Annotated in this window: 13 protein-coding genes; 6 read left to right on the top strand and 7 right to left on the bottom strand. The window is 50.5% G+C overall.

All coding sequences use genetic code 11. From position 1 onward, the window contains the following. Positions 1-95 precede the first annotated feature (95 nt). On the bottom strand, positions 96-680 hold the full coding sequence (locus tag EKM70_RS10615; RefSeq protein ID WP_125547665.1) for a L,D-transpeptidase: 585 nt from the start codon (positions 678-680) through the stop codon (positions 96-98). Between the two features lie 99 nt (positions 681-779). Further along, positions 780-2,306 (bottom strand): ABC-F family ATP-binding cassette domain-containing protein, encoded by a 1,527-nt coding sequence (locus EKM70_RS10610; protein WP_225416438.1) that lies wholly within the window; start codon positions 2,304-2,306, stop codon positions 780-782. A gap of 209 nt (positions 2,307-2,515) precedes the next feature. Here EKM70_RS10610 and EKM70_RS10605 point away from each other — a divergent pair, with 209 nt between their 5' ends. Continuing rightward, positions 2,516-2,899, top strand: a complete 384-nt coding sequence (locus tag EKM70_RS10605) for a VOC family protein (protein ID WP_125547661.1) — start codon at positions 2,516-2,518, stop codon at positions 2,897-2,899. 13 nt (positions 2,900-2,912) lie between these two features. Beyond that, entirely contained in the window at positions 2,913-3,605 is a 693-nt protein-coding gene (locus tag EKM70_RS10600) for a CPBP family intramembrane glutamic endopeptidase (protein WP_125547659.1), read from the top strand. Positions 3,606-3,979: 374 nt separating this feature from the next. On the opposite strand, the gene EKM70_RS10595 is transcribed toward EKM70_RS10600, so the two are convergent. The 4 genes from EKM70_RS10595 to EKM70_RS10580 form a co-directional block, all read right to left on the bottom strand. Continuing rightward, positions 3,980-4,747: an ABC transporter ATP-binding protein gene (locus EKM70_RS10595; protein WP_125547657.1), complete on the bottom strand. Its 768-nt coding sequence runs from the start codon at positions 4,745-4,747 to the stop codon at positions 3,980-3,982. Beyond that, positions 4,680-5,645, bottom strand: a complete 966-nt coding sequence (locus EKM70_RS10590; protein ID WP_125547655.1) for an ABC transporter permease — start codon at positions 5,643-5,645, stop codon at positions 4,680-4,682. Before EKM70_RS10590 ends, EKM70_RS10595 begins: the two co-directional genes overlap by 68 nt. A gap of 21 nt (positions 5,646-5,666) precedes the next feature. Beyond that, positions 5,667-6,638, bottom strand: a complete 972-nt coding sequence (locus EKM70_RS10585) for an ABC transporter substrate-binding protein (RefSeq protein ID WP_125547654.1) — start codon at positions 6,636-6,638, stop codon at positions 5,667-5,669. Between the two features lie 549 nt (positions 6,639-7,187). Beyond that, on the bottom strand, positions 7,188-8,078 hold the full coding sequence (locus tag EKM70_RS10580; protein WP_125547652.1) for a DegV family protein: 891 nt from the start codon (positions 8,076-8,078) through the stop codon (positions 7,188-7,190). A gap of 377 nt (positions 8,079-8,455) precedes the next feature. On the opposite strand from EKM70_RS10580, the gene trpX reads away from it, so the two are divergent. Genes trpX through EKM70_RS10560 form a run of 4 tightly spaced genes read left to right on the top strand, consistent with a single transcriptional unit; the run spans position 8,456 to position 11,555 of the window. Continuing rightward, a complete protein-coding gene (trpX, locus tag EKM70_RS10575) occupies positions 8,456-9,451 on the top strand; it encodes a tryptophan ABC transporter substrate-binding protein (RefSeq protein ID WP_125547650.1) in 996 nt (331 codons plus the stop codon). After that, positions 9,448-10,347 (top strand): ABC transporter permease, encoded by a 900-nt coding sequence (locus EKM70_RS10570; RefSeq protein ID WP_125547649.1) that lies wholly within the window; start codon positions 9,448-9,450, stop codon positions 10,345-10,347. Before trpX ends, EKM70_RS10570 begins: the two co-directional genes overlap by 4 nt. After that, entirely contained in the window at positions 10,340-11,110 is a 771-nt protein-coding gene (locus tag EKM70_RS10565; RefSeq protein ID WP_125547647.1) for an ABC transporter ATP-binding protein, read from the top strand. Before EKM70_RS10570 ends, EKM70_RS10565 begins: the two co-directional genes overlap by 8 nt. A 13-nt stretch (positions 11,111-11,123) precedes the next feature. Next, entirely contained in the window at positions 11,124-11,555 is a 432-nt protein-coding gene (locus EKM70_RS10560) for a GNAT family N-acetyltransferase (protein ID WP_125547645.1), read from the top strand. Between the two features lie 31 nt (positions 11,556-11,586). Here the strand turns inward: EKM70_RS10560 and EKM70_RS10555 are convergent. After that, on the bottom strand, positions 11,587-11,867 hold a 281-nt coding region (locus tag EKM70_RS10555; RefSeq protein ID WP_225416428.1), incomplete at its 5' end, for a transposase.

Raw genomic sequence — 11,867 nt, 5'->3', positions numbered from 1 at the left:
TACCAAAAAGCTGGTCGGGAGAAATCCGAAGATTCCTCTCAACCAGCTTTCATTTTGGAGACTTATGTCACAGCCTCTTTTGAATTTCTGTAAATCTAGTGAATCACAACCTTCATCCCATAAGGCACGTTGGTGTAAACCCACTTGGCATCGGCCACGGATAATCGCACACAGCCGTGTGAGGCCGCCGTCTTACCGAGCTGCTTGGCTTCACTTTCAATGTAATTGCCATTCTTATCGGTTGGCACACTGTGGAAGAGATAAATCCCATGGTCCTTCCACGATACCCAGTACTTGGCACCTTCACCAGAGTTCTGGTTGTAGAAGAACTTGCCCCGCTCGGCCTGAATATAGTACGTGCCGTGCGGTGTGGCATTTTCCTTCCCGGTCCCCGTCGAGCAGTACATGGTGTAGAGCACCTTGTTCCCACTTCTAACGTAGACCCGTTGCTTACTGGTATTCACATCCAGCCAAGCATGAGGATAGGATTTCAGATTAGGATAGGCCTTATCTTCCGAAGGTGCCCGCCAATTGATTTGCTTGCTCGGTGTGACCTTATTTCGAATCGTCTGAAACGTTGGCGTCCGATTAGCGGAAGTCCGTTGAATCACGCGATTAATTCCAAATCCCGCCACGATGACCAATACAACAATGACGAGTAACTGTCTAAATCGTCTCATGTTCTTCCGTCCTTTTCAGTAAAATTCACTCTAGGTTTACTGTAACGGATTTCGAGTCAAAAAGGAACGGCCTTAATCGAATTATAACCATACCGTAACTTAGTCTTGTGGTGCGTTACGCAAGCTTAACTTTTCCACGTTCAAGATCTTATCGACTAAACCGGTGTAGAAGCTCTCCTCATGACTCACGATGATGGCGTTCCCTGGGAACTTGTCGATGGCCTCTTTCAAGGCGTGTTTCGTTTCATCGTCCAAATGGTTCGTGGGTTCGTCCATAATTAAGAAGTTAGCAGGTTCAAATTCTAGCAGAGCCAGCTTGACCTTCGTTTGCTCCCCACCGGAGAGTTCCCCAATGGGTTTCATGGCGTTGGCTGAATCCAACCCACACTTGGACAACTTGCCGCGAATGGCCTTTTGGGGCATCTTCTCATACTTGGCTTGAATGATCTGGAGTGGCGTTTGCCGGTTGTTCTCCCAGACCAAGTCTTGGCTAAAGTAACTAATCCGTGCGGAAGGTGAGAAGGTTGCCGATCCTCCCTTGGCCTTGATGATACCCAAGATAGACTTAATCAGTGTCGACTTCCCCACCCCGTTGAATCCAGTCAGACCTACCTTTTGGTCGGTCGTTACGGAGAACGTCACGGGCTTTAACAATGGTCGGTCATACCCAACGGATAATTCATCCACCACCAGAGCATTCTGTGACCCGGTCTCCTGGTAAGGGAAATCAAAGTGGGCTTGAATGTTTGTCGAAGGTGGATCAACCCGGTCCATCCGATTCAGCATCTTTTCCCGCGACTTCGCCATGGTTGACTTAGTCCCGGCCTTGTTCTTGCGAATAAAGCGTTCGGCCTTTTCAATCACGACCTGTTGCTTGTCGAATTCACGTTGCTGAACCTTTTCCTTCTCGGCCCGTTGCCGCATGGCCTGTTTGAAGTTACCTCGGTATTTGGTAATCTGCCCAAAGGCCAAGTTGATGATACAATTCGTCACATTTTGTAAGAAATCATAGTCATGAGAGATGATGAGCGCGGCTCCCTCAAAGTTATTCAGGTAATCCTCCAGCCACGCAATATGCGCGGTATCCAGGTAGTTGGTCGGTTCATCCAACAGGATCACATCTGGATTTTCCAGAAGTAGCTTAGCCAAAATAATCTTGGACCGTTGGCCACCAGACATCTTAGCCACTTCATGATCCCGGCCAATGTCATCAAGACCCAGACCTGAGATGACCCGTTCAATCTCGGTCTCGACGCCGTAGAAGTTCCGGGCATCGAGTTCTTCTTGAATGCGGCCGGCACGTTCTAAGAGCTTGTCGTCCATGCTCTCGGCATAGTCCGAATACAACGCCGTCATCTGGTCATTCATCTTATACAGGTCCGCATAGGCCGTATGGAGAAAATCAATCAGTTTCATCCCCGCTGGAATATCCGCATATTGGTCCAAGTAGCCGATGTGCGTCTTCTTCTGCCACTTGATGCTTCCGGTTAGTGGCAGTTCCTGTTCCGTAATAATTTTAATCAAGGTTGACTTGCCGACACCGTTTTGCCCAACGACGCCCATGTGTTCTCCCTTGTTGAGTTGAAAACTGGCACCTTCGTACAGCTTCTTATCGGCGAAGCTCATGCTCAGGTTGTCAACTTCTAGTAGTGGCACAAAAATCCTTCCTCTCTCTTCACGCAATAAAAGCCTCGACAACGTCAAGGCCCTTACCTAAACAATATATAAGTAGTAACTTACCACGAAACGCCCGGGTTCGTCAACTTCACCGCCTAGGGCCTCGGGGGTTATCTATGCTATAATGGTTGAAATTTACTAGTTAAGGACTGACTGTCATGAATATTCGAAACATCGATCACCTTACGCTCACCGTTAGCGACCTGGAGCGCTCACTTCGCTGGTACCACGAGGTCTTAGACCTCCCCATTATCACCTTCGACGATGGCCGTAAGGGGGTTAAGCTTGGCAAACAAAAACTGAATTTCCAAGTCACCGATGACCCTCGTCTGCCCGTTGCCAAGCACCCAACGGTTGGCGCCGCAGACTTCGCCATCATTGCCACCGATCCCCTGGCCAATATTCTGGCCCACCTCACCAACTACGCGGTTGAGATCGTCGATGGCCCCATCCCTAAGCAAGGCGCGCAAGGCCCAATGACCTCCGTTTACGTCCGAGACCCGGATGAAAACCTCATTGAAATTGGTAAATACGACAACTAAAGGGAGGTCATGAATGAATATGTTTGGCTCTAGCACCCGCTGGCTCCTGAATTGGTTCAAACGCGATCTGCAGTGGGTGGGCTTCCTCGTTCTCTATCTGATCGACAGCATGATCCTCTTACTGGCTACCGATCAGGCTAGCCGTGGTGGCTCTACCAACCAGCTAATCGGCACGATGCTGATTTATTCTGGCCTATTACTGGCCTTCATCACCTGGCGATATCAAAAACAGCTGCAACGAAACAACCCTCGCCAGATCGGTCGCACCCCCTTTTCATGGAAGTCGATCAGCCAATTGGTGGGTTTCTTCATTCTGATGATGGCGATTCAATATGCCTGGGGGTTGCTGATTCACTTTCACATTCTGCCGAGCCCAGCCAACCAGCAGATCATTAATCAGCAAGTGGTCAAGCTACCATTCTGGAACACCGCCTATCCGATCTTTCTGGCTCCAATCTATGAAGAGTTCATCTTCCGGGGGATTTTCCTGAACTATTTCTTCAGAAAAAATACCCGACTCATGAACTTCCTCGGGGTCTTCATCTCCGGGATTATCTTCGGTAGCATGCACGTCTCTGGCCTGTCGCCAACCTTGCTCATGTACTCTGGGCTTGGCTGGGCACTCGGTGCGGCATACTTGCACTTCAGAGATATTCGCTACAACATTACCCTACACTTTCTAAATAATTTGATGTCATTAATTTAACCATACACAAAAGGTCCTCCGAGCAATCGCTCAGGGGACCTTTCTTGCACCATAGGACGCTAGCCCGTCGCTGATGGTGGTGACCTTTTAGGGTCACTATCACTGGAATAGTGGCCTTCTCATTACGGTTAGTCCGCTTAGGTCTTCAACAAGAAGCTTCCACAACTTTGTTTACGGCTTCTTCCGAATACCTCCGGAAAATCCGTAATCTTAAATACGGCCCTAGTATACGGCTGATTTATCAGAAGATAAAGCAAATCTCCACACATTTGCGATAGTGGCGTACAGTATTAACGACTATTAACTAGATTTGTCCTTAAAACTCGTCATTTAGGCCTGGCAGCACTTGCTGGATAACTTGTGGCCCTCCGCAACTAATCGGCAAATAAGCCCAACAGATCCGCTTGCCGAATCCGTTGTTTCTCTTCACCACGCACATCCAACTTAATCTGGCCGTCTTGAACCATGACCAATCGGTTGCCATAGGTCAAGGCATCACTCATTTTATGGGTAATCATCAGCGTGGTTAATTGATTCTCAGTCACAATCTTTTGGGTCAGCGCCATCACCTGGTGGCTAGTCTGGGGATCCAGCGCCGCCGTGTGTTCATCCAACAAGAGTAATTCTGGATGACTCAGGGTGGCCATCAATAAAGATAACGCCTGGCGCTGGCCACCAGACAGGTATTTCACCTGCGTAGTTAATCGGTCCTCTAACCCCATGTTTAGGGGCTGGAGTAGCTCCCGATAGGCCGCTGTCTGGCCCTTACGCCGATAGCCCCGTAGACTCATGCTCCCGGTGTGGTGCTCGGCTAATGTCAGATTCTCAGCAACGCTCAGTTCACCAGCCGTACCCATCTTGGGATCCTGGAAGACTCGTGATAGCCAACGTGACCGATAAGCCACGGGCTTGTGCGTCACATCGTGATCGGCGAGTCGTAACTCACCGGCATCAACGGGCAGCGTACCGGCAATCGTATTGAGCAACGTTGACTTCCCTGCGCCGTTATTGCCAATCACCGCCACGAAGTCTCCCGGTTCAATGGTCAGGCTGACATCCTTTAAGACGTGGCGTTCATTTACTGTCCCGGGAAAGAAGACCTTCTGTAGGTGCTTGACGCTTAAGACTGCTGGTTGTGGCATGCTCATCGACTCCAATCTGTTTGAGATAACGTTTCAACTGTTGTTTCGTCTGTAATTTGTTTCGTAACAATGGCAGGCAGATTACAATAACTAGGATACCTGCGGAGAGAATCTTGAGATCGTCGACCGGAAAGCCCAGACCCATGGCAACGGTTAAAAGGTAGCGATAGATCACGGCCCCCAACACCATGGCGGCCAACCGTAACCAAATCTGGCGACCACGTAAGAAGATCTCCCCGACCAGGACGGAAGCCAGGCCAATCACAATCGTCCCAATTCCCATGCCAATGTCGGCGAACCCGTTACTCTGCGCAATCAAGGCCCCAGAGAGGGCGATACAGCCGTTGGAAACCATGTAGCCCAGAATCACCATCCGGTCGGTATAAATTCCGTTAGCCGCGCTCATAGCCGCATTATTCCCGGTTGCCATCAGAGACAATCCCAGTCGCGTTCTAAAGAGCCAGATGAGCCCCGCCATGACCAGTGCGGTCACGCCGAGACCGACAACAATGGTTTGAAGGTCCACCGACCAAGTTGCCGGTAGATAGCTAGTCAGTACCTTCTGATCCAGGAGCGGCACATTGGACTTCCCCATCACGTGCATGTTAATGGAGTACAGACCCGTCATCGTCAAAATCCCCGCTAAAAGCGATGGCATTTTAAGCTTAGTGTCGAGCATCCCCGTTACCCAGCCGGCCAGACAACCCGCTAGAAAGCCCAGCAGGCTGGCTACGATCGCCGACTGACCGTGAATCATGGCGCTGACAGTCACCGCGGCCCCGAGTGGAAAACTCCCCTCGGTGGTGAGATCGGGAATATCCAAAATGCGAAACGTCAGGAAGACCCCGATGACCAGGGGTGCCCACAGAAGGCCTTGACCGATACTCGTGATTAACATTAGTGATCATCCTTTCTAAACTTAGGGTTGTTTAATCTGTTGGGGCTGCATACCAATTGCTTTGGTGTTGGCCTTGTTAACGTAGAGATGCAGGTGCTTAGAGGTTTCAACAGCCATCGTCTGCGGCTTTTTGTCATTTTCTAACACGTTGTAAGCCATCTTCCCGGTTTGCTTACCTAGGTCATAGTAATCAATACCGTAGGTGGCCGTGCCACCATCTTCAGCCATTTCGATTGACCCCGTTACAACTGGCAACTTCGCTGCTTTGGCCTTCTGACCAATTGTCTTCATCGCACTGGCCATCAGGTTATCCGTTGGCAGGTACAATCCGGAAATCTTACCTTGTAACCCGGCGAGAACACTGGCCACATCATTGGTGCTAGTGGCGCTAACCACCTTGAGTTTCAAGTGATGCTTTTGCGCATAAGCCTTGGCTAACTTCACCTGTAAGACCGAATTCTCTTCGGATGAATTGTACATAATTCCCAATGGCTTGTTGCCCTTAGTCAGGCTGGCCAGAAGCTTTAATTGCAGGCCAACCGGGGTCAAATCACTGGTCCCACTGACATTAGTCTGGGGTTTGTTGTTAGCCTTAACCAGACCGGCCGCCTTCAAATCAGTCACCGCCGTTACCAGCGTTGGCGTGGTCTTGGTTTTCTTAGCCAAGGCCTGCGCGGCTGGCGTAGCAATTCCTAACAATAAATCATTCTTTTGTTGACTCAATTGTTGACTCATCGTGTTCAAATTGGCCTGATCTCCCTGTGCGTTGAGGTAGTGATAGGCCACCTTAGCGGACTTATGATGCGCCTTAAGTTCCTGCTTCAACCCCGCCTTGAATCCTTGTCTGGCTTCATCGAGTGAGCCGTGTTGGACAACCTGTAAAATGCCAACGTTCAACGTTCCCTTGCTACTAGCATCTGATTTGCTGGAACAGCCAGCTAACGTTAATCCCAATCCTAATAAGGCCATGCCTGTTAATAATCCCTTTTTCATCATTGATTCCCTCCAGAGTTTGTTGGGCCGAGCGTATCGGCCGCTTCGTTATTTTATTTGTTGTTAATTATGGGGCCATGTGGCTCACCGATTTTTCAACTGACTTGGGTTTATTCTAAGTAGCCGTCTTGGCTAGCGCAGTGCGTCCACGTTGCTAGCCAGGTGGTTTCTGAAACGCGTTCGCCAAGGCAGGAGATGCCACCTTGACTCGCGTGCTAAAAACAAAAAAACACCAGATAGATTCTGAGTAGAATCTACCTGGTGTTATCGGGCCCCGATATATTTTCTCCAGATAGATTATACCCGTATCTATCTGGCGCTTAAGTCATGTTGAAAAACTTTAGCTAATCGATAGATACGAACGCAATTGAGCGGCGCGTTCGTATCCAACGTGTGAATACAAACGCTATCTAAAGAAAAAGCTAAAGGCAAATTGGTTATTTAAATGAGTGAGGTTGTTTGGCTTCATGGGTGAAGTTCCTTTCATTTTTCAATTTACAAGTACCAGTTAACCATTAAAAAATGAGACTGTCAACCCTAAATTCTCATTTATTTCTCATCATTGATCAGCAGACTGCGATAATCCTGGGACCACGCCAAGCCCATGGCACCGTCGCCAACGTGAACCCCAAAACTGGGACCGATCGGAGCGACATCAAACGTCGCCATGGGGAACCGGGACTGTGCGATGGTCACCCACTGTTGCGTGGTCTCCGGCTGATCGGCGTTAAGAATCGTCACTTTGACGGGAGACTTCCCGGACAAATCAACGGCGAGGTTATCCAGAAAATCACTGAGGGCTCCCTTGGAACGCAACGCACTGCCGGCATAGCGCATCTTACCGGACGGTTCAAACGTCAACATTGGTTTCCCAGCATAAAGAGGGTTACTGCCGGGCGCATGACTCGGATTAACCTCCCCCGTTCGTAGGAGGGGTTTCATTGACTCAACGACGAACCCACTGTGGATCGTCTCACGTAATACCGTTAACTGGGCTAAAATTTCTGCAAGTGACGCCCCCTGTTGAACCATAGCGGCCGCTAGGCGTACCTGGTCCCCCATGACGGTCAGCACACCCCGGGAATCCCAGGGTCGAACGTGTAATGCCGTCACATTTTCCACGTAAGCCGCCAGAGTATTCACAAACCCTGAAATTCCTAACGACGGTCCAATCACGATCACATCGGTATAACCCGCCGCGGCTAAGCGCTGGCAGGCCGCCTGGATCGTTTTCATCGATAACTGTGGTGCGGTTGGAACGACCTTTTTCGTCTTAGCCAAGCGCATCAGTCGGTAGTAGTCCGCCGTAGATAGATCTAAGTATTCGTGATACTGCCGGTTACCGAACATGATGGGTGCCGGTAAGAGTGTTATGTGGCGTTGTGCCGCCTCATCGAAAGAAATCCCCGATGAAGTGTCCGTCATCACTGCAATTTTCATGATTAGTGCCACTCTCCTCATCGTTTCTGTTGGGTTCTAGTATACCAAAAAAGGTGAAAAGATGGTTGACGGTTTTTCAGTGATGCCGTAAACTAGTCTTAATCAAATTCGGAAAGAAGGAAAGTTTATGCAAATGTCTGGTATTCAGTTAAATGGACGTTGGCAAAGCCGGTAATCAAGTCGTCATCGAGTAGATGCGACTTGAGCTCCCAGAGCGATTCTCGCATCTGCGCCGGCTAACTTTCTGATGCAATAGCCCGCACGGATGTCTTCTTCTCCGGTTTTGCGGGCCTTTTTCTTGGGCACCCAGCCGGTCTGGGTGCTCTTTTTCTATACAGCTAACACCGCCAACCATTGAATTAAAGTGAGGTAAAAATATGAAACGTCTATACGGTTTAATTGCAATTCTAGTCGTCTTTCTGGGCGTCGCCTTTGCTCAGAAGAGTCGCCCGGAATCCGCTACTCGAAAGTCAGTACCAACCGTGGGAATTCTTCAACTTCTCTCCCACCCAGCCCTAGATGCCATTCACAAAGGCATCATTCACGGCCTGGCCGAGGAAGGCTATCACGTCAACAAAAACGTCAAGATTGATTTCCAGAATGCCCAGAATGATCAAAGTAATCTGAAAACCATGAGTGCCCGGTTTGTTGACGAGAAGGCCGACGCCATGATCGGGATCGCCACACCAGCCGCCCAGGCTTTAGCCAACGCCAGTTCCAACATTCCCGTCGTCCTCGGTGCCATCACCGACCCCAAAGGAGCCGACCTGGTCCAGAGCAACGAACATCCTGGCAATAACGTCACCGGGGTCTCCGACCAAGCACCACTCAAGTCACAACTGCAGCTGATCCAAAAGATCATGCCTAAGATGCAAACACTTGGCATCATTTACACCTCCTCTGACGACTCGGCAACCGCACAGTATCACCAATTTGCGGCGCTTTGTAAACGAGAACACGTCCGCCTCAAGGCCTACACAATTGCCAGTACCAATGATCTCAACCAAGTGGCCCAACAGATGGTGAGTCAGGTCGATGCCATCTACGTGCCGACCGACAATACCGTGGCCAGTGCCATGCAGACGTTGGTCTCCACGGCTAATGCCAAGAAGGTGCCCGTCTTCCCAGCCGTCGACACCATGGTCAAGGCCGGGGGTCTCGCCACCCTCAGCATCAATCAGTACAAACTAGGCGTTGAGACCGGCAAGATGACCGCCGCCATTCTTAAGGGTAAGGACCCGGCTGACACCCCGATTCATTTCGAGCGACAGGGTGAAATGACCATCAACCTGACTCAAGCCAAGAAACTCGGCATCACGTTGCCGGCATCTGTGATTCAAGAAGCCCAAAAACACGGGGAGGTTTTCAAATGAGTTTAATCGTTTCTTCTATTGGACAAGGCCTACTCTGGGCCGTCCTCGGGGTCGGGTTGTTCCTGACCTTTAGAATTCTAGACTTCGCCGACATGACCGTTGAGGGAACCTTCCCTCTCGGTGCGGCGACCGCTGTTATGGCGATCAGTCAGGGGATGAACCCCTTGTTAGCCACCCTGCTGGCCTTTGCCGTAGGGGCGCTCGCTGGACTCATCACCGGACTGCTCTACACCAAGGGACACATTCCCATCCTGCTAGCCGGGATTCTGGTGATGACGGCCTGCTACTCCGTAAACCTACGGATCATGGGCCGCGCCAACGTCTCTTTGCTCGGCAAAAACACCCTATTCAAGAATCACTTTCTCGCCAGCTTACCTCAATACTTTGACAGTGTGATTCTGGGGACGATCGTCATGGTAATTATCACTACGATTGTCATTTACTTCCTGCAAACGGATCTGGGTCAAGGCTTCATCGCGACTGGTGACAACCAAACCATGGCGCGATCCCTGGGGATCAACACCGACAACATGAAAATTATGGGACTAATGGTCTCTAACGGTCTGATCGCCTTTGGTGGTGCTCTGGTAGCCCAAAACAACGGGTTCGCTGACGTCAACATGGGGATCGGCATTATCGTGATTGCCCTGGCCTCCATCATTATTGGGGAAGTGGCCTTCGGCGATCTGACGCTGAACCAACGACTGGTCGCCGTGACCCTCGGGAGTATTCTCTACCGGTTCGTCCTATTGATTGTGCTTAAGCTGGGGTTCCAGGCCAACGACCTCAACCTCATCTCGGCCATCATTCTGGCCATCTGCATGATGCTACCGGTCTTCAAAAACCTTTTGAACTTTAAACACCTGCTGAAACGGGGGTTAGATACCAATGACTAAACCATTACTCGAACTCAAAGACGTTGTGCTCAAGGTTAATCGCCACACGCCCGAAGAAATCACGATTCTAAATCACCTCAACCTCACCGTTAACGAGGGCGATTTCATCACCCTCCTCGGATCAAATGGAGCCGGCAAGTCCACGTTGTTCAACGCCATCGGGGGCGACCTGACGATCGATTCCGGTCAGATTCTCTTGAAAGGCAAGGACATCTCCCATGAATCCGTCGAAAAACGCACGCGTTTCCTCGCACGCGTCTTTCAAGATCCCAAGTTAGGAACCGCCCCGCGGATGAACGTCGCAGAAAATCTATTGCTGGCCGAACGACGCGGTCAACGCCGACGCCTGGTGCCTCGTCGCCTCAACAAGCAACTCGACCGTTACCAGAAAATTACAGCAACCATGCACAACGGTCTGGATCAGCGTCTCACCACGGCCACTGGTAATCTCTCCGGGGGGCAACGCCAAGCGCTGAGTTTCCTGATGGCCACCCTGAAGCGCCCCGAAATCCTGTTACTCGACGAACATACCGCTGCCTTGGATCCCCAAACCAGCCAGGACCTCATGCACCTCACCAACCAACGGGTTCAGGAAGAAAGACTTACCTGCCTCATGATTACCCATCACCTCGAGGACGCCCTGACCTACGGCAATCGTCTGATTGTGCTCCATCATGGTCAGGTCACCTTCGACGTTTCCGGGAAGGAAAAGGCGGCCTTAACCACTGAAAAACTCTACAGTTTCTTTGCCGATATTGAATAGGAGAATCTGACTCATGGACATCGTTATTTCAAACGAACCTTTCAACCGGGCCGCTGCCCTTGCACTCCGTCAGGCGGTCTTCGTCACTGAACGTGGCATCCCTCGCGAGGTTGAGTTTGATGACCGCGATACACCCGAACGCCTCTACGTTGTGCTCTATCAGGATGCCCGTCATCCCGTTGCCACGCTACGACTGGAACCCCAAACATCAAGTGAAATGCGCTTCGGTCGGGTCTGCACCCGCCAAGATTTGCGAGGTCAAGGTCTGGGACGCCAACTCATGGTGGCTGCCGAAGACTGGTCCCGCCAACACGGCTACCAAAGCGGCCTGATTCACGGTGAAGACACCGCTCAGAAGTTCTACGAACGCTGTGGTTACACCGTTAGCGACGGTCCATACGACGAAGATGGTGCCCCCGTGGTGGTGCTCCACAAAACTTTCTAAACGATCGAAGAGGCTGTGACATAACTGACCTCTATAGAACAAGAATAAGGCACGAAACCGAATTTTGGTTTCGTGCCTTATTTCTATGCTCTTGATTCTTAATCCATTTTTCTCTAGTAGAGACTAACTTGAGGATGTTCAATGCCAGAACGAGGATTCCAGTTTCTTTTTTGACCTTTTCTAGGCCGCGTACCGAATAGCGATGGAAATGCAAATAAGCCTTCGTCTTGCCAAAAATTGGCTCTACATCAATCTTTCGACGCCCATAGATAGCCTTGTTTTCTGGTTTTAAAAGCTGTGTGCGTTCCTTAG

Origin of the sequence: Levilactobacillus lindianensis, from assembly GCF_003946095.1 — a bacterium.
Classification (GTDB): domain Bacteria; phylum Bacillota; class Bacilli; order Lactobacillales; family Lactobacillaceae; genus Levilactobacillus; species Levilactobacillus lindianensis.
The sequence above is the reverse complement of the archived record's forward strand: the minus strand, read 5'-3'. Positions and strand labels throughout refer to the sequence as shown.